The organism is Salipiger pallidus, assembly GCF_014643635.1.
GTDB lineage: Bacteria > Pseudomonadota > Alphaproteobacteria > Rhodobacterales > Rhodobacteraceae > Salipiger > Salipiger pallidus.
Genome location: NZ_BMJV01000001.1, coordinates 177190 through 193638 on the forward strand (window position 1 = coordinate 177190; position 16449 = coordinate 193638).

Annotated in this window: 19 protein-coding genes; 12 read left to right on the top strand and 7 right to left on the bottom strand. The window is 64.0% G+C overall.

The genetic code is table 11. The features are described 5' to 3' along the window. Positions 1–5: 5 nt before the first annotated feature. The 3 genes from olsA to IEX41_RS00835 form a co-directional block, all read right to left on the bottom strand. A complete protein-coding gene (gene olsA, locus IEX41_RS00825; RefSeq protein WP_188787897.1) occupies positions 6–866 on the bottom strand; it encodes a lyso-ornithine lipid O-acyltransferase in 861 nt (286 codons plus the stop codon). Then, positions 863–1621, bottom strand: coding sequence for an L-ornithine N(alpha)-acyltransferase (gene olsB, locus IEX41_RS00830; protein ID WP_188787899.1), 759 nt, complete (start codon positions 1619–1621; stop codon positions 863–865). The genes olsA and olsB overlap by 4 nt, the downstream gene beginning before the upstream one ends. Positions 1622–1769: 148 nt before the next feature. After that, the gene (locus IEX41_RS00835) at positions 1770–1952 is read right to left on the bottom strand and encodes a DUF3553 domain-containing protein (protein WP_188787901.1); all 183 of its coding nucleotides are present in this window, start codon (positions 1950–1952) and stop codon (positions 1770–1772) included. Positions 1953–1992: 40 nt separating this feature from the next. Here IEX41_RS00835 and IEX41_RS00840 point away from each other — a divergent pair, with 40 nt between their 5' ends. Continuing rightward, the gene (locus IEX41_RS00840; RefSeq protein ID WP_188787903.1) at positions 1993–2595 is read left to right on the top strand and encodes a histidine phosphotransferase family protein; all 603 of its coding nucleotides are present in this window, start codon (positions 1993–1995) and stop codon (positions 2593–2595) included. Positions 2596–2631: 36 nt separating this feature from the next. Here the strand turns inward: IEX41_RS00840 and IEX41_RS00845 are convergent, their stop codons facing one another. Continuing rightward, on the bottom strand, positions 2632–3897 hold the full coding sequence (locus IEX41_RS00845; RefSeq protein WP_188787905.1) for a glutamate-5-semialdehyde dehydrogenase: 1266 nt from the start codon (positions 3895–3897) through the stop codon (positions 2632–2634). A gap of 233 nt (positions 3898–4130) precedes the next feature. Between IEX41_RS00845 and ppk2 the strand changes: the two genes are divergently transcribed. The 3 genes from ppk2 to IEX41_RS00860 all read left to right on the top strand — a co-directional run bounded on the left by ppk2 (position 4131) and on the right by IEX41_RS00860 (position 6597). Beyond that, positions 4131–5000 carry a polyphosphate kinase 2 gene (gene ppk2 / locus IEX41_RS00850; RefSeq protein WP_188787907.1) on the top strand — a complete coding sequence of 290 codons (870 nt, stop codon included), beginning with the start codon at positions 4131–4133 and terminating at the stop codon, positions 4998–5000. Then, positions 4993–5610, top strand: coding sequence for a TetR/AcrR family transcriptional regulator (locus tag IEX41_RS00855; protein ID WP_188787908.1), 618 nt, complete (start codon positions 4993–4995; stop codon positions 5608–5610). The genes ppk2 and IEX41_RS00855 overlap by 8 nt, the downstream gene beginning before the upstream one ends. A 126-nt stretch (positions 5611–5736) precedes the next feature. Next, on the top strand, positions 5737–6597 hold the full coding sequence (locus IEX41_RS00860; RefSeq protein WP_188787910.1) for a sulfotransferase family protein: 861 nt from the start codon (positions 5737–5739) through the stop codon (positions 6595–6597). Positions 6598–6665: 68 nt separating this feature from the next. Here the strand turns inward: IEX41_RS00860 and IEX41_RS00865 are convergent, their stop codons facing one another. After that, positions 6666–6893 carry a DUF1127 domain-containing protein gene (locus tag IEX41_RS00865; RefSeq protein ID WP_188787912.1) on the bottom strand — a complete coding sequence of 76 codons (228 nt, stop codon included), beginning with the start codon at positions 6891–6893 and terminating at the stop codon, positions 6666–6668. A gap of 69 nt (positions 6894–6962) precedes the next feature. Here IEX41_RS00865 and IEX41_RS00870 point away from each other — a divergent pair, with 69 nt between their 5' ends. The 3 genes from IEX41_RS00870 (at position 6963) to rpsI (ending at position 9731) form a co-directional block, all read left to right on the top strand. After that, positions 6963–8387: an aminotransferase-like domain-containing protein gene (locus IEX41_RS00870; RefSeq protein ID WP_188787913.1), complete on the top strand. Its 1425-nt coding sequence runs from the start codon at positions 6963–6965 to the stop codon at positions 8385–8387. A gap of 394 nt (positions 8388–8781) precedes the next feature. Continuing rightward, positions 8782–9240: a 50S ribosomal protein L13 gene (gene rplM, locus IEX41_RS00875; protein WP_188787915.1), complete on the top strand. Its 459-nt coding sequence runs from the start codon at positions 8782–8784 to the stop codon at positions 9238–9240. A 2-nt stretch (positions 9241–9242) separates the two neighbouring features. Further along, complete coding sequence (gene rpsI / locus IEX41_RS00880) at positions 9243–9731, top strand: 30S ribosomal protein S9 (RefSeq protein ID WP_188787917.1); 489 nt, start codon at positions 9243–9245, stop codon at positions 9729–9731. Between the two features lie 96 nt (positions 9732–9827). Here the strand turns inward: rpsI and IEX41_RS00885 are convergent, their stop codons facing one another. Beyond that, a complete protein-coding gene (locus IEX41_RS00885) occupies positions 9828–10265 on the bottom strand; it encodes a PaaI family thioesterase (RefSeq protein ID WP_188787919.1) in 438 nt (145 codons plus the stop codon). A gap of 57 nt (positions 10266–10322) precedes the next feature. On the opposite strand from IEX41_RS00885, the gene IEX41_RS00890 reads away from it, so the two are divergent. The 5 genes from IEX41_RS00890 (at position 10323) to IEX41_RS00910 (ending at position 13292) form a co-directional block, all read left to right on the top strand. Further along, entirely contained in the window at positions 10323–11108 is a 786-nt protein-coding gene (locus IEX41_RS00890; RefSeq protein ID WP_188787920.1) for an enoyl-CoA hydratase, read from the top strand. A gap of 116 nt (positions 11109–11224) precedes the next feature. Next, complete coding sequence (locus IEX41_RS00895; protein ID WP_188787922.1) at positions 11225–11581, top strand: excinuclease ABC subunit A; 357 nt, start codon at positions 11225–11227, stop codon at positions 11579–11581. 54 nt (positions 11582–11635) lie between these two features. Next, positions 11636–11890: a hypothetical protein gene (locus IEX41_RS21360; protein ID WP_229672859.1), complete on the top strand. Its 255-nt coding sequence runs from the start codon at positions 11636–11638 to the stop codon at positions 11888–11890. A 421-nt stretch (positions 11891–12311) separates the two neighbouring features. After that, entirely contained in the window at positions 12312–12671 is a 360-nt protein-coding gene (locus tag IEX41_RS00905) for a hypothetical protein (protein ID WP_188787924.1), read from the top strand. Positions 12672–12836: 165 nt separating this feature from the next. Beyond that, the gene (locus tag IEX41_RS00910) at positions 12837–13292 is read left to right on the top strand and encodes a solute carrier family 23 protein (RefSeq protein ID WP_277874155.1); all 456 of its coding nucleotides are present in this window, start codon (positions 12837–12839) and stop codon (positions 13290–13292) included. 205 nt (positions 13293–13497) lie between these two features. On the opposite strand, the gene uvrA is transcribed toward IEX41_RS00910, so the two are convergent. Continuing rightward, complete coding sequence (gene uvrA, locus IEX41_RS00915; protein WP_188787928.1) at positions 13498–16368, bottom strand: excinuclease ABC subunit UvrA; 2871 nt, start codon at positions 16366–16368, stop codon at positions 13498–13500. Positions 16369–16449: the final 81 nt, after the last annotated feature.

Consider the following 16449-nt stretch of genomic DNA (forward strand, 5'->3'; position numbering starts at 1 on the left):
ACGCATCAGGCCTCCGGGCCAGTGGCGACCGCCGGAGCCTCACCTTGCGGATGGGTCCCGCGCACCTGCGCCTCGAGCCGTGCTGCAAGGGTCTTGCGGTTGGGGTAGTCGTCCACGCGCAGCGGTGAATGGAACACCACCTCTACCTTGCCGCGGCGCGGCTCGCCCAACACCCGCAGCAGGTGAGGCCCGAAGTCCATCCCCCCCCACCAGCCATAGGCCCGCGCATCGCGGCCCCGGGGCGCGTGGTAAATCAGCGTCACCGCCTGAACCTGCGTCTGATGCCGCAGCCGGTCACCGAAGAACGCGGCGAACAGCGTCGGCTTGAAGGGCAGCACCCGCTGCCCGTCGGTCGAGGTGCCCTCGGGGAAGAACAGCAGCGGTGCGCCCTCCAGCAGCCGGGCTTCGAACGCGTCCCGCTGCGCTGCCGCCTCACGCGGATCACGGGTGATGAAGACCGTCCCCGTCACCCGTGCCAGAAAGCCGATGAAGGGCCAGCCCGCCACCTCGGACTTCGAGACGAAGCGCACTGGCCGACAGGCGTTCAATACGAAGATATCTAGCCACGACGAGTGGTTTGCCACCAGCCCTCCCCGCCCGTGCATCGCCGGACCGGAATGCGTCAGCTGCAGGCCGATGATCGCCACTGCCGCACGGCTGACCGCCAGCGTCACCCATGGACTGAGCGGACGCCGCGTGCCGCAGAACATCCGCTCTCCAAGCCGCAGCACCAGCTTGACCACCAGCCCGAGGCAGATCAGCGTACCGAGCAGTATCCCGCGCATGACCGCCAGCCCCCATTCAAGCGGCCCGAGTGGCCGCAGAACCGGCTCCTCGCCGCGCCAGGTGGGGCCGCCGAGGCTCATCCCCGGCCCTTCGTGTAGATCCCGGCCGCCTTGGCGTTGAGGTGGGCGGTGTCCATGATGAGGCAGATATCGGTGGTGTTGAACGCCTCATCCACGAAGGCGCCGTCGCCCACCGCGCCGCCAAGCCGTAGGTAGCCCTTGATGAGGCTGGGCACCTCGAGCATCGCGCGGCGCCGGTCAATCTCCGCCTCTCGCACGAGGTCCATCCGCTGGTAGCGGCGCGACCGCACCCGCAACTCCGGCACGGCCAGATGACGGTGGTGCAGCAGCGACAAAGGCTCGGCCAGCCGCGCTACGTCGGTGCCATGGAACGAGGCGGTGCCGAAAAGGATTTCGATGCCATGTTCGGCCACGTACTCGGCCAGCGCGTTCCACAGATGCATCATCGCCGTGCCACCGCGGTAATCGGGGTGCAGACAGGACCGCCCCAGTTCCAGCAGACGCCGCCCCGAAGCGCGCAGCGGCTCGAGGTCGTATTCATCCTCCGAGTAGAACTGGCCGGCGGCCCGGGCCTGGTCGTCGCGCAGCAGGCGGTAGACACCGACCACCACGCCGCCACGGCTCTCGTCAGCCAGAATCAGATGATCGAAAAACGGATCGAAGCGGTCTCTTTCAAGTCGCGCGTCGTGGTCCACCAGCGTGCCGCTGCCGCCCAGCTCGCGTACGAAAACCTCGTAACGCAACCGCTGCGCCGCAGTGATGTCCTGAGTGTCCCGTGCCAGCCGCACGGTGAAGTTCCTGTCGTCCAGCGCCATCCGCCGCCCCTCGCCGTTGGGCGTTTTCTACTGCGCGTGTCACCAAAGGAAAACCGATTTCGCCAGCATCGTGTCATCGGCGACAACCCGCCGTCAGCAAAACCGGGCACCGTATGGTTAACGTTTGATAAACACTTGCGGCGTTAGCCTAGTCTCCGAAGATCGGGGTCAGGGTCACGCGGCTGCCGTCGATGACAACCTTGCCCTGATCGCGAAAGTTGACCGTGATGCGGCCACCGATGTTGGATTGAACCTGCCCAATGCCCCAGTCGGGGCGGTCCGGGTGGCTTACCAGCATGCCCGGTTCGAGCAATGCGTTGATGTCGTTCATGTGCCTGTCACCTTCAGCCTGTCCCCTCAAGGAGCCTTCCATGCCCATCGATACCGCGAAACTCGCCACCTTGGTAGCCTCGCGCCTGTGCCATGACCTGGTCAGCCCGGTGGGCGCGATCTCGAACGGGCTCGAACTCATCGCGCTCGCAGGGACTCCCGGTCCCGAGGAGATGGAGCTTATCGAACAAAGCTGCACCTCGGCCACCGCCCGGCTGAATTTCTTCCGCGTGGCCTTTGGCAATGCCTCGACTGAACAGGACGTAGGCTATCGCGAGGCGGCCAAGCTGCTGGCCAACTACAGCGCAGGCAGCCGGCTCGTCATGGAATGGACCCTCACGACCGATGCTCCCCGAACCGAGGTGCAGCTGGCCTTTCTCGCGGCGCTTTGCTGCGAAAGTGCCCTCCCCATGGGGGGCAAGGTGAAGGTGGGGCTGGATGGTGAGACCTGGCACATCAGCGGAACGGGCCAGCGGGTCGCCCCCGAGGAGCACCTGTGGTCGGCCCTGTCCACCGCCAGCTACGACGATGATCTGGCCCCTGCAAGGGTGCAGTTCGCCCTGCTGGCGATGCTTGCGCCCCGAAGGGGACGCAAGTTGATCTCCCATGCCGGGGAGGCGGGCGCCTCGCTCGAGATCGTCTGACGCGCCGCGCCGATCAGGCAAGGCTTGGGCCGTATTTCAGGCCCGGACGGTCCCTTCGCCGCGCACCACGTACTTGAAAGAGGTCAGCTGCTCGGCCCCCACGGGGCCGCGGGCGTGCATCTTTCCGGTGGCGATACCAATCTCAGCACCCATCCCGAACTCGCCGCCGTCGGCGAACTGGGTCGAGGCGTTGATCATCACGATGGCGCTGTCCACCCGCTCGACGAAACGCTCGATCGCCGCCGGATCTTCGGCGAGGATGCCGTCGGTGTGGTTGGAGCCGAACTGACGGATATGGGAAATCGCCCCATCCACGTCATCGACCACCTTCGCGGCGATGATGCTGTCGAGGTACTCGCATCCCCAATCCTCGGCGCTGGCTTGCTTGGTACCCTCGATGGCCTGCAGGGTCTCGTCCGCGCGGACCTCGACCCCGGCCTCGAGCAGCGCCTTGATGACCCCCTGCCCGATGGTGTCCACCGCATCACGATGGATCAGCAGACACTCGGCCGAACCGCAGACACCGGTGCGCCGGGTCTTAGCGTTCATCACCACCTTGAGCGCGGTCACCGGGTCGGCGCTGGGATCGATGTAGATGTGCACGATGCCCTCGAGATGGGCGAACACCGGCACCCGCGCCTCGCGCTGCACCAGCCCGACAAGACCTTTGCCGCCACGCGGCACGATCACGTCCACGTAGTCGGTCATGGTCAGCAGCTCGGCCACCGCCGCGCGGTCGCGGGTCGGCACCAGCTGCACCGCATCCTCAGGCAAACCGGCCGCGCGCAGCCCCTCGACGAGGCAGGCGTAGATCGCGCCGCTGGAATGGAAGCTCTCCGAGCCACCGCGCAGGATTACCGCATTGCCCGACTTCAGGCACAGCGCGCCCGCGTCGGCGGTCACGTTGGGCCGGCTTTCGTAGATCACCCCGATGACGCCAAGCGGCGTGCGGACGCGTTTGATCTTCAGGCCCGTGGGCCGGTCCCATTCCGCGATGACCTTGCCCACCGGATCATCCTGAGCGGCGATGGCGCGCAGCCCCTCGACGATGCCGGAAATGCGGTCCTCGGTCAGCAGAAGCCGGTCCATCATGGCATCCGAAAGGCCCTTGTCGCGCCCGAAGTCGAGATCGCGGGCATTGGCCTCGACGATCTCGGCCCGGCGCGCCCAGACCGCGTCGGCGGCGGCACTCAGCGCGCGCTCCTTCGCCTCTGGCGGGGCAAAGGCGAGCTCGGCTGCGGCCGCTTTCGCACGACGGCCGATTTCGGTCATGACGGCGTGGATGTCGTCCATGTCTTTCATCGCGTTTACCCCATGAGGTTTGTGTCAAGGATGGCCCTTATAACCAGCGCCCCTTTCGCGGAACAGCGAAATCTGAACAGTGACGGGATTGCCCCCGGGGCGAGGTTTGCGTTAATCCCGTTAACATTCCATATTGGTCTGCAGCACAACGCCGTCACCGAGTCCGCAACCGGGCCCTGCATGCCACCTCCCCGCACGCCACGCATTCACAGCCAAGCAAGGAGCAGCCGCCAGTGACCCTTCCCTTCGACGGCGCCATCAGCGCCTTCTACGAGACTGGAGCACCGGACCACGTCCGCGAGGCCATCGCGAGCGCGGGAAAAGACGACATCCTCTCACCCAGCTATCCCTACGACGAAGAGATCAAGACGAAGGACTACGACCGCGAGATCAAGGCGCTGCAAGTCGAGCTCGTCAAAATGCAGGCCTGGGCCCGAAAGACCGGCAAACGCATCGCCTGCCTTTTCGAGGGACGCGATGCCGCCGGCAAGGGCGGCACCATCAAACGCTTCCGCGAGAACCTCAACCCTCGCGGCGCCCGCGTGGTCGCCCTGCCCGCCCCCTCGGATGCCGAGGCGACGCAATGGTATTTCCAGCGCTACGTGGATCACCTGCCCGCGGGTGGCGAGATCGTGTTCTACGACCGCTCGTGGTACAATCGCGGCGTGGTCGAAAAGGTCTTCGGCTTTTGCACCGACGCGCAGCGCGAAGCGTTTTTCGACCAGGTGCCCGCCTTCGAACAGCTGCTGGTGGACGAGGGCATCGTGCTCATCAAGTTCTGGCTCAACGTGGGACGCGCAGAACAGCTGCGGCGCTTCCTCAAGCGCGAGGCCGATCCGCTCAAGCAATGGAAGCTCAGCGCCATCGACGTGAAGGGCCTCGAGCGCTGGCATGACTATTCCGCGGCGATCGAGGAAACCTTGTCGCGCAGCCACACCGACGTGGCCCCGTGGACCATCGTGCGCTCGGACGACAAGAAACGCGCCCGGCTCGCTGCCATTCGCCACGTGCTCTCGCAACTCGAATATGACCGCAAGGATCACGCGGTGGTTGGCACCCCCGACCCGAAGATCACCGGAGGCCCCGAGATCTGGAATGCCTAAACGCGGCTACCATCACGGCAACCTGCGCCGCGCCCTAGTGGATGCGGCCCTCCAGCTGATCGAGGCCAAGGGCCCCACCGGCTTCACCCTGTCCGAGACCGCCAAGCAGGCCGGCGTTACCCCCGCCGCGGTCTACAGGCATTTCTCCGGACGCGAGGATCTCATCGCCGAGGCCGCACGCGAAGGCTACGAGATCTTCGCCGATGTCATGCAATACGCCTATGACACCCACCAGCCCTCCGCGCTTGCCGCCTTCGAGGCAACGGGCCGCGCCTACCTTGCCTTCGCGCGCAAATATCCCGGCCACTACATCGCCATGTTCGAAAGCGGAATCTCGGTGAACAGCTCGCCCGAGCTCGCCCGCATCAGCGCCCGCGCCCGAGGCGTTCAAGAACGCGCAGCACAGGAGCTGTCGCAGCACATCCCCCCCGAAAAGCGCCCCCCCACCAGCATGGTTTCTGCCCATATCTGGGCGCTGTCTCACGGCGTGGTCGAGCTCTTTGCCCGCAATTCGCCCGGCACTCAATCCCCCTTCCCGCCCGAGGCGCTTCTGGAATCTGGCATCGGGATCTACCTGCGCGGCCTTGGCATCCTGCCCCCAGACAGCTGACGCCCATAGCAAACGCCCCACAGAAAACGCCCAAGTGTTTCCTTTGACCGACAAGTATCCCGGGGGGTCGCGGCGCAGCCGCGGCGGGGCAGCGCCCCATCCCGGCTCCAGATCTAGGCTATCGCGATGACCGAAAAGACCTTCCTTCTGTGCCCCGGTGCCTCGAAATCGGGAACCACGTGGATCCGCACCTACCTTGGGCGCGCGCCCGGCGCTGACATGGGACCCTTGGGGGAAATGCAGGTCTGGGACGCGGCGACAGTCCCGGAAAAGGCGCATTTCCTGATGCCAAGGCCGCCCGCCTACCGCCGCGCCGAATTTCGCCTGCATCGCGCGCTGGGGGTGAAGCCCCGCGGCAAGGTGCTGCGCTGGCACCTGCAACAGGACCTGTCCCGCTATGTGCCGTGGTTCGCCGCGCGGCTCGACCGGCCGGGCATACATCTGACCGGAGACGTGACCCCGGGGTATGCCGCACTGAGCACCGACAGCTTCCGGCGCATCGACAGCGCCTTCGCCGAGCGCGGGATCACCGTGAAAACCGTCTTCACGATGCGCGATCCGATCGAACGGGCGTGGTCTCTGATCAAGATGTACCGCCGCAAGGCCAAGCTCGATGACAGCCTGAGCGATGCCGAGGCTTTCGTCCAGATCTTCGGCCCCGGCGGGCGCGGCAGCACAGATCCCAACTATCATGTCACCCTGTCGCGCCTCGGCGAGGTCTTCGGCCCCGAGCGCCAGTTTCTCACGCTCTACGAAGATCTGTTCGTCCCGGCGACAATCAGCCGCCTGTCGGACTTCGCTGGCATCCCGGCCTGGCCCGATGCGGGCGCGGCCCCGGTGAACGCCGCAGGCGACCGCAGTGGCCTGCCGCAGGGCGTGGCAGAAGAGGTCTTCCCCTGCTTTGCCCGGGATTACGAGGTTGTTCTTGGACGCTTGCCCCAGGCCGAAACCCTATGGCCCCACGCGCACCTTCTGGCAACGAGCTGATTGACCTAAAAAAAGGCGCGGAGCCAATGCCCGCGCCCAGTGGAAGATGTTCCGGCAGGTCCGGGGATTCAGCCCCGCCAGAACACGCGACGTGCCTCTTTGTAAGCCACGTGACGTTCCAGTCCGACATCGCGAAGCAGATGTGGTTCGAGCTTCGACAGCGCCAGTCGTGTACGCCGGCGCTCGGACCACTTGGCAAAGGTTACCGCGAAACGCAGGGCAGCTGCCGAGACGGCAGGCAGCGGATGCTGTGCGTCGAGATAGGCGAGAAGCGGGGCGTGTGCGGATTGTGCCATTCGATGTCTCCGATTTTGTACTGGTACAATTTCCTTGATTAGCGTGAATAGTTGGTACATTGTGCCAAAATGAACGTCGAGAAAAACATTGTCACCGATACAATAAGCGATCTCTTCGCGTTGCAATCGGGCGGGCCGAAGTATCGTGCCCTCTCTGCGGCGCTGCGGCAGGGCATCGATGAGGGCAAGTTGCCGAAGGGCACCCGCCTGCCCCCGGTGCGTGAACTGGCCTGGCGACTGGGCATGACCCCCGGCACCGTGGCCCGCGCCTACACCGCGCTCACCGACGAAGCGGTGCTTGTGGCTGAAGTGGGCCGCGGCACCTTCGTGAGCGGCAGGCCCGACACCAAGCCGTCGCTATATTTCTCGACCGCGAAATCCATTACGGAAGATGGCCACGAGATGGTCAGCCTGTTCACCGCCCGCCTGCCCGATCTGGGCCAGGTTGCGTTGATCCAGAAGGGGTTCGAGCAGATCTCTCAGACCCCCGCCACCTCGTTGCTGGACTACCCCTCGGCGGCCTCCTACGCCCCCGCGCGACAGGCGGTGGTCGACTGGCTGGCGCATGTCCCTCTCGGGGCGCTGCACCACGAGGACGTCGTGCTCAGCCATGGCGCGCAAAGCGGGCTGTCACTGGTCATGCAGGCGGTTCTGCGCGGCCGCCGTCCGGTGGTCATGGTCGAGGAACTGGCCTATCCCGGCTATCGCCGCGCCGCCGAATTGCTTCGCGCCGACATTGTCTCGGTTCCCATGGACCAGCATGGGATTGTACCGGGCGCGCTCGCGGAACTGGCGCAGCGCCACGAGGGACAGCTGCTGTGCACCTCGCCCGAACTGCACAACCCCACCTCCATCGTCACCTCTCCCGAGCGCCGGCGCGAGATCGCGGACGTTTCGCTCAAGTGTGGCTTCGACATTCTCGAGGATGACAGCACATTCCTCGGTGCCAGCCGCGCGGAAAGCTACCGTGCCCTTCTGCCTGATACCGGCTGGTTCGTAAGCTCGATCTCCAAGACCCTCACCCCCGCGCTGCGCATCGGCTTTGCCGTCGCACCGCAGGCCCGCCGGACCGATCTGCGCCGCACCGCCGAGAACGGCTTTTTCGGCCTCTCCCGTCCATTGGCGGACCTCACCCGCTACCTTCTGACCCTGCCGGACACCGAGGCCATCGTCGGCGCGGTACGCCAGCGCAACGCCGCATATGTGCGTGAGACAGTGAACGTGCTGGGCGGCTTCGACCTTGGCTGGAACGAACATTCGCCTTTCGCCTGGTTGCGGCTGCCCGAAGGCTGGCGCGCCGCTGCCTTCTGCCTTGCGGCTGAAGCCCGCGGTGTGCAGGTGCGCCCGGCCGAGGATTTCGCCTCGCGCCATGCCTACGCCCCCCATGCGATCCGCATCGGCATGAACGCCCAGGTCCCCATGCCTGACTTCCAGGCCGCCCTGCAGCGCCTGCGCGAGCTTCTCGACAATCCCCCCGAACGCATGCAGGCCTGACGTCAGACTGTGGAGGCGACCGCGAGTTGGTGCGGGGCCCCCTTGGCGCGTTGATGGACGTGGGCACGCCCCGTGATCCTAGGTTGGCAACCAACCCCGACTTGAGCGACGACCGCACCGGCGCCGGTCATGCCGCCACCAGTGCGCTGACAATCAGCCAAGCCGACCGTATCCATGAGCAGCTCCAAGATTTTGATGGGCCACAACCGCCGTTTTCCTCATTAAATTGGGGTATTATAATACCATAATTTTAAGTCTCTGATTTCACTCATATAATCAAGATCTATGGCGCTTGACCTGTTCTGCGGGATCTCTATAACCGCGCAATCAGTTCAGGGCAGCCCCCGCGCCGTCCCCGGACCTCAGACAACGTTCAAGCTCTAAGGGCAACGCGATGAAAACCTACTCTGCGACACCGGCAGACATCGAGAAGCAGTGGATCGTGATCGACGCCGAAGGCGTCGTTCTCGGTCGTCTCGCCTCGATCGTCGCCATGCGTCTGCGTGGCAAGCACAAGGCCACCTTCACCCCGCACATGGATATGGGCGACAATGTCATCGTCATCAACGCCGACAAGGTGCAGATGACCGGCAAGAAGCGTGAAGAAAACTTCTACTGGCACACCGGTCACCCGGGCGGCATCAAATCCCGCACCAAGGCCCAGATCCTCGAGGGTGCACACCCCGAGCGCGTGGTCTTCCAGGCCGTCAAGCGCATGCTGCCGGGCAACCGCCTGGCGCGCGAGCAGCTGACCAACCTGCGTATTTACGCTTCCGCCGAGCACCCCCACGAGGCGCAGTCGCCCGAAGTGCTCGACGTCAAGTCGATGAACAAGAAAAACACCCGGGTGTAATCATGGCCGAACAGATCAATTCCCTGGAAGAACTCGGCACCGCAGCCGGCATCGATGCCGCTCCGGAAGTCGTTGAAGAGCCCCGCGAGCCCGTCCGTGACGAGCTGGGCCGTTCCTACGCCACCGGCAAGCGGAAGGACGCCGTCGCACGCGTCTGGATCAAGCCCGGCTCCGGCAAGGTCGTCGTGAACGGCAAGGAACAGAACGCCTACTTCGCACGTCCCGTGCTGCAGATGATCCTGCGTCAGCCCTTCACCATTGCCGGTGTGGAAGACCAGTTCGACGTCTATGCCACCGTCAAGGGCGGCGGCCTCTCGGGTCAGGCTGGTGCGGTCAAGCACGGCATCTCGAAGGCGCTGCAGCTGTACGATCCCTCGCTGCGTTCGGCCCTGAAGGCCGCAGGCTTCCTGACCCGCGACAGCCGCGTGGTGGAACGTAAGAAGTTCGGTAAGCGCAAGGCACGCCGCAGCTTCCAGTTCTCGAAGCGCTGATACGGTCCGCTTCGGCGGAACTTGCTACGATTTGGAAAGGCCCGCAGTATCTGCGGGCCTTTTTCCGTTGACGCCCTTCGCTTCGGCACTGGCTCATCAGGGGGTCGGCATCATCGGCGCAGGTGGGATGGAATAGGTCAACGATGCATGCGCCACTGCCTTTTCGGATCCTTCCGAATAAAGCAGGACATCGGTTACGCTCAGGGTCCGCCCGAGTTTCAGCAGGCGCGCCTCGGCCAGCAGGTCAGTCGCCGCTTCGGGCTTGCGCATGAAATCGATGGAGCAATGGGTGGTGACCGTCAGCGCCTGCGGCCCGATCCGCGCCAGCGTCGCGACATAGGCCGCCACATCCGCCAGCGCAAACATCGAAGGCCCCGACACCGTGCCACCGGGACGCAGGTGGCTTTCAGACACGATCATCCGCATCACCAGCAATTCCTCGTCCATGCGGTCGATCCCGAACATCCCATCGACCTGCGGAAAGACATCCGCCAGGAACGCTTCCATCTCGGGAACCGTGAATTTCAGTCTCATGCTTTCCTCCCTTGCAATAGGCGTCTAGGCTGCCCGGAAAGCGGAGGAGAGGACAAGATGGACCTGCTGGAACGTCACGACACTGACGCAATCGCCAACCTGACACTGAACGCGCCCGAGCGGCTCAATGCACTGTCCGACGACATGCTTGCGGCGCTGCAGGCCCAGATCGAGGCGCTGCAATCGGATCAGTCGATCCGGGTGGTAACCATCGAAGGCGCCGGAAAGGTGTTCTGCGCCGGGCATGATCTCAAGGAGATGCAGCAGGGCCGCCAGTCCGAAGACAAGGGCCGCGCCTATTTTGCCGACCTCTTCGCGCGCTGTTCAAAGGTGATGACGGGTCTCCAGCACCTGCCCCAGCCTGTGATCGCGAAGGTCCATGGCATCGCCACCGCCGCCGGCTGCCAGCTGGTGGCCAGCTGCGACATGGCTGTAGCGGCCGAGGGCACGAAATTCGGGGTCAACGGCGTGAACATCGGCCTTTTCTGTTCAACGCCCATGGTCGCCCTGACCCGCAACATCCCCGCCAAGCAGGCGTTTGAGATGCTCACCACCGGGCGCTTCGTCGAGGCGGAGGAGGCGCTGCGCCTCGGGCTGGTCAACCGCGTGGTCCCCCATGACATGCTGGACACGGCAACCGAAGAGCTGGCACAGCGAGTGGCCGGCAAGCTGGGATCGGCCGTGCGGATCGGCAAGGAGGCGTTCTACGAGCAAGCGGTCATGAGTGTTGATGACGCCTATGCCTACGCCGCTGACGTGATGGTTGAAAACATGCTGTGGCGTGACACCGATGAGGGGATTTCGGCATTCCTTGAAAAGCGCAGCCCGGCCTGGACGCAGTAGGATAGGCGGAAAAGCCGCCTGTGTCGGCGGAAACACACCTACCGAGGCTAGGGCGGAACGGAAACCGGGCCGTCGCGCGTTATAGAGACAAACTCGCTAACGAAAGGAGTGTTTCCATGTTCCGCAAACTTGCACTTGCCGCCCTGTCGGCATCCGCCATCGCCATGCCCCTTGCCGCAACAACCGCCAACGCCGCCCCCAAGGGCTGCCCGCCGGGGCTTGCTTCCAAGGGCTGCGTGCCGCCGGGACAGGCCAAGAAGATGTACAAGGATCGCTCCGATGACCGCGGGGAACATCGCTGGCGCACAGGTGATCGGCTGACCGGTGACTACGTCATCATCCGCGACCCGCAGCGCTATGGCCTGCGTGACGGCACCTATTATCGCAGTGGCGGCGAGGTCTTCCGCGTTGATCCTGACACCCGCCGCATCCTTGACGTGATCGGCGCAGTGGCAGCACTGACCAACAACTGACCGCGTTCGGTGGCTGTTTCGGACGTCCCCGAAGCAGCTGTCCTGAGATTGGACTTGCAAAGTGGATCGCCTTGGCGGCCCCCTTATGTCGTTCCGCGCAGCCTCATCAGCCTCACCAGCCTCACCAGCCTCACCAGCCTCACCAGCCTCACCAGCCTCACCAGCCTCACCAGCCTCACCAGCCTCACCAGCCTCACCAGCCTCACCAGCCTCACCAGCCTCACCAGCCTCACCAGCCTCACCAGCCTCACCAGCCTCACCAGCCTCACCAGCCTCACCAGCCTCACCCAAAAGGGTCGCGTTGCCTAATTTCGGGGTCAACCGAAGAACGCGCCGTTTTGGGTCGCTCTTTCCACTGCTGATCCGGTGGCATCGGCCTGAAATAAATCCACCTCCGCCCAGTTCCAAGGACCAGTGACGGTTACAAGCGCGACCCCGGTGCCTGCAAACGGGCCTGCCTCCTCCGCACGAGCGCATCGTATCGGCGGAACTGTCCCTCGGGCCAGAAAAACGGCACACGGAAACAGTCATAGCACCAGGCACCTCCCCCGCTGCTCCGACTGGCGGATCGCTTATCTACGGCCTCGACGAAAGCTCGGCCTCGTCCCCTGCAGCTATTCAGCATACTTTCCCTACATCATCGGCATCTTAATCCCGACGCTGGTGAATGGTGGTGTCCCGGGCCTCGGGATGCACATCCCCATCTCATCGCCATGTCGCTTTTCGCAGCGTGGCGAACTTCCTCCAGTGCAATACCATCGCGCCTGTGGGGGTGAAGCTGCTGAGCGTTCAGGGCACCAGCTTTGTATGCTTCAGGGCGGTGCTGGCCGCAGACTTTGCGGCGAAGAACGACGGCGGCACCCAAAATGACATCTCGCCGATGATCTTCGTCCTCTGCCTTGCGGGCTGCGTCATCGCAGCTGGTCCTGAGCCGCGTCATCGTCAAGTTGGGCAACTTCATCACCCTGACTGCGACAGGCATCGCCCTCACCGTGGTCGGCCTGTCACTGTTCAAGCTAGCTTTCCCGATCTCGCGGGCGGCGCACAGACGGGCGACAGCCTGGTGGAGCGGATGAGCCTTGCCCTTTGATGTATCGTTCTAGCGGTGACCCTTTTGCTGACCGCCATGGGGGCGCGATGCTGTGGATCGCGGCCATCTTGGTAGCGCTGATCGTGGACTCCCTCGTCGCCATACTGCTGGGCGAGGTGATTTTAGCCTCGCCGGGGCGGGCAAGCTGCTCGCAATCCCGCACCTATGCAGTACGGGGTTGATTTTGACCTAGCGGTGTTGATCCACATCGCCTTCATCGCCGTGGTGACCACGAACAAGACCTCGGGCAACCTGACGGCGAATCCCGTGATCTCTGACCAACCAGTGAGGGAACTGGTGTATTCGCCGCGCATCAAGGGCGGCATCCTCGCGGATGGCATCAACTCTGGGCTGGCCGCGCTGTTCAAAACACTACCGAACATAACGTTTTTGCAAAACAGCGGCGTCATCCAGATGACCGGCGTCGCAAGCCGTCATGTGGGGCACTATATCGCCGTTTTCCTCGTGCTTCCGGGGCATAATCCCCGCGAGGCACAGCTGCGCTCAGTGAATCCGAAAACTGCCTGCACTGAAACTGATCGGAACCATCGCGGTGTCGGGGCGCCGCTTCCCTTGCAAAACAGCATATCGACCGCCGCAAGGCCTATGTCATGGCAGTGAGCGTCGGTCTTTGCATTTGTGTCGGCACTGACGCCGGAGGCAACGCAGCACCTGCCCAAGGTCGACAAGCAAGTGGTGGCGAACACTGCCGCGAAATGGCGAATATCACCAACCGCGGGAGTGCCGCCATCCGCAACCTGTGCATGGCCCTCACCGGTGAGGGCCATTGCGGGGCAACGCCAGAAATGGCGCCACCCCAAACCGGTCATTCCGCGGCAAGCTTGCGCGGCTTGAGCAGCTGCTTGAGGTAGTGGCCGGTGTGGCTGCGCGGCTCTTCGGCGACCTCTTCGGGGGTGCCGGTCACCACGATCTCGCCGCCGCCATCACCACCTTCGGGGCCAATGTCGATGATGTGGTCGGCGGTCTTGATGACGTCGAGGTTGTGTTCGATCACCACGACCGAATTGCCCTGTTCCACCAATTCGTGCAGCACTTCCAGCAATTTACGGACATCCTCGAAATGCAGGCCCGTGGTGGGCTCGTCGAGGATGTAGAGCGTGCGGCCCGTGGATCGGCGCGCAAGCTCCTTCGACAGCTTGACCCGCTGCGCTTCGCCGCCCGATAGGGTCGTGGCCTGCTGGCCGACCTTCACGTAGCCGAGGCCCACGCGCATCAGCGCATCCATCTTTTCACGGATCGAGGGCACCGCCTGGAAGAAGGTCTGCGCCTCTTCGACGGTCATGTCGAGCACGTCGGCGATGGACTTGCCCTTGAACTGCACCTCGAGCGTCTCGCGGTTGTAGCGCTTGCCCTTGCAGGTCTCGCATTCGACATAGACGTCCGGCAGGAAGTGCATCTCGATCTTGATGACGCCGTCGCCCTGACAGGCCTCGCAGCGGCCCCCCTTGACGTTGAAGCTGAACCGGCCCGGTTTGTAGCCGCGCGCCTTGGCCTCGGGGAGCCCCGCGAACCAGTCCCGGATGGGCGTGAAGGCGCCGGTGTAAGTGGCAGGGTTCGACCGGGGCGTGCGCCCGATGGGGCGCTGGTCGATGTCGATGACCTTGTCGAGATGCTCGAACCCCTTGATGGTCTCGCAGGGCGCAGGCGTCTCGCGCGCGCCGTTAAGCTTCATCGCGGCGTTCTTGTAGAGCGTTTCGATGGTCAGGGTGGACTTGCCGCCGCCCGAGACCCCCGACACGCAGACGAACTTGCCCAAGGGAAATTCGGCGGAGACGTTCTTGAGGTTGTTGCCCGTCGCCTTCACCACCTTCAGCTTCTTGCCGTTGCCCTTGCGCCGGGTCTTGGGGACGGCGATCTCGCGCGTTCCGGCAAGGTACTGGCCGGTGAGCGAGGCGGGATCGTCGCTGATCTCCTGGGGGGTACCCTTGGAGACCACCTGCCCGCCATGCACGCCGGCGCCGGGGCCGATATCGAAGACGTAATCCGCCTGACGGATCATGTCCTCGTCGTGCTCCACCACGATCACCGTGTTGCCCTGATCGCGCAGGGATTTCAGCGTGCCGATGAGACGGTCGTTGTCACGCTGGTGCAGGCCGATGGAGGGCTCGTCGAGCACGTAAAGTACGCCCGTCAGTCCCGAGCCGATCTGCGAGGCCAGCCGGATCCGCTGGCTTTCACCGCCCGAAAGCGTGCCGGCGGCGCGGGACATGGTAAGGTACTCGAGGCCCACGTTGTTGAGGAAGCCGAGACGCTCGCGGATTTCCTTGAGGATGGCGCGGGCGATCTCATTCTTCTGCTTGGTCAGCGCTTCGGGGACGGTGTCGATCCAGGCATAGGCTTCCTTGATGGACATCTCCACCACCTGCCCGATGTGCAGCAGGTTGCCGGGCGTGCCGATCTTGACCGCCAGTGCCTCTTCACGGAGGCGATAGCCATCGCAAGTACCGCAGGGGCGGTTGTTCTGGTAGCGCTCGAATTCCTCGCGCACCCAGTTGCTGTCGGTCTCGCGGTAGCGACGTTCCATGTTGGGAATGACGCCCTCGAACACCCGCTCCACCTGGTAGACGCGGCCGCCCTCGTCATATCGGAACTCGATCTCCTCGTCGCCGGAGCCGTAGAGGAACACCTGCTTCACATGGGCGTCGAGGTCCTTCCAAGGAGTCGAGCGCTTGAAACCGTAGTGCTTGGCAAGGCTTTCGATGGTCTGGAGGAAATACGGCGACTTGCCCTTGCGCCACGGCGCAATGGCCCCATCGGCGATCTTGAGCGCCGCGTCGGGGACGACCAGCCGTTCATCAAAGAACAGCTCGACCCCGAGGCCGTCGCAATCTGGACAGGCACCGAAGGGCGCGTTGAACGAGAACAGGCGCGGCTCGATCTCGGGGATGGTGAAGCCGCTGACCGGGCAGGCGAAGTTTTCGCTGAAGGTGATGCGTTCGGGCTCACCTTCCTTCGGCGCAGTCTCAAGAATGGCGATGCCGCTTGCTAGGTCCAGCGCCGTGCGGAAGCTGTCCGCCAGTCGTGTCTCCAGCCCCTCGCGCACCACGATGCGGTCCACCACCACGTCAATGTCATGGCGAAACTTCTTGTCGAGCATCGGCGGGGTGTCGAGCTCGTGGAACTCTCCGTCCACCTTGACCCTCTGGAAGCCCTGCTTGCGCAGCTCCAGCATTTCCTTGCGGTACTCGCCCTTGCGGTCGCGCACGATGGGGGCCAGCAGGTAGCCGCGGGTGCCCTCTTCCATCGCCATCACGCGGTCGACCATGTCCTGCACCTGCTGCGCTTCGATGGGCATGCCGGTCGCGGGGGAGTAGGGCGTGCCGACACGGGCGAAGAGCAGGCGCATATAATCGTAGATCTCGGTCACCGTGCCAACGGTGGAGCGCGGGTTCTTCGACGTGGTCTTCTGCTCGATGGAGATCGCAGGCGAAAGGCCCGCAATATGATCCACGTCGGGCTTTTCCATCATGTCGAGGAACTGCCGCGCATAGGCGGACAGGGATTCCACGTAGCGGCGCTGGCCTTCGGCATATACGGTATCGAAGGCAAGCGAGGATTTGCCCGATCCCGACAAGCCGGTGATCACCACCAGCTCGTCGCGCGGGATATCCACGTCAATGGACTTGAGGTTGTGCTCGCGGGCACCGCGCACCTCGATCTGTTTCAGCTCCGGCATGGGACCTCCGAGTTCGGATGGCGGATACATAGGGTAAAGTCTTGACCGATCCAATGGGAAAGCAAGAACATTAGGGGAACT

Bases quoted from the DNA above. Each gene is read 5' to 3' on its own strand.
- IEX41_RS00860 (WP_188787910.1), top strand. From the start codon at position 5,737: ATGACCGAAAAGACCTTCCTTCTGTGCCCCGGTGCCTCGAAATCGGGA.
- IEX41_RS00855 (WP_188787908.1), top strand. From the start codon at position 4,993: ATGCCTAAACGCGGCTACCATCACGGCAACCTGCGCCGCGCCCTAGTG.
- IEX41_RS00865 (WP_188787912.1), bottom strand. From the start codon at position 6,893: ATGGCACAATCCGCACACGCCCCGCTTCTCGCCTATCTCGACGCACAG.
- IEX41_RS00885 (WP_188787919.1), bottom strand. From the start codon at position 10,265: ATGAGACTGAAATTCACGGTTCCCGAGATGGAAGCGTTCCTGGCGGAT.
- uvrA (WP_188787928.1), bottom strand. From the start codon at position 16,368: ATGCCGGAGCTGAAACAGATCGAGGTGCGCGGTGCCCGCGAGCACAAC.
- olsA (WP_188787897.1), bottom strand. From the start codon at position 866: ATGAGCCTCGGCGGCCCCACCTGGCGCGGCGAGGAGCCGGTTCTGCGG.
- IEX41_RS00890 (WP_188787920.1), top strand. From the start codon at position 10,323: ATGGACCTGCTGGAACGTCACGACACTGACGCAATCGCCAACCTGACA.
- IEX41_RS00845 (WP_188787905.1), bottom strand. From the start codon at position 3,897: ATGAAAGACATGGACGACATCCACGCCGTCATGACCGAAATCGGCCGT.
- IEX41_RS00870 (WP_188787913.1), top strand. From the start codon at position 6,963: ATGAACGTCGAGAAAAACATTGTCACCGATACAATAAGCGATCTCTTC.
- IEX41_RS00910 (WP_277874155.1), top strand. From the start codon at position 12,837: ATGCAGTACGGGGTTGATTTTGACCTAGCGGTGTTGATCCACATCGCC.
- rplM (WP_188787915.1), top strand. From the start codon at position 8,782: ATGAAAACCTACTCTGCGACACCGGCAGACATCGAGAAGCAGTGGATC.
- IEX41_RS00835 (WP_188787901.1), bottom strand. From the start codon at position 1,952: ATGAACGACATCAACGCATTGCTCGAACCGGGCATGCTGGTAAGCCAC.
- rpsI (WP_188787917.1), top strand. From the start codon at position 9,243: ATGGCCGAACAGATCAATTCCCTGGAAGAACTCGGCACCGCAGCCGGC.
- olsB (WP_188787899.1), bottom strand. From the start codon at position 1,621: ATGGCGCTGGACGACAGGAACTTCACCGTGCGGCTGGCACGGGACACT.
- IEX41_RS00840 (WP_188787903.1), top strand. From the start codon at position 1,993: ATGCCCATCGATACCGCGAAACTCGCCACCTTGGTAGCCTCGCGCCTG.
- IEX41_RS00895 (WP_188787922.1), top strand. From the start codon at position 11,225: ATGTTCCGCAAACTTGCACTTGCCGCCCTGTCGGCATCCGCCATCGCC.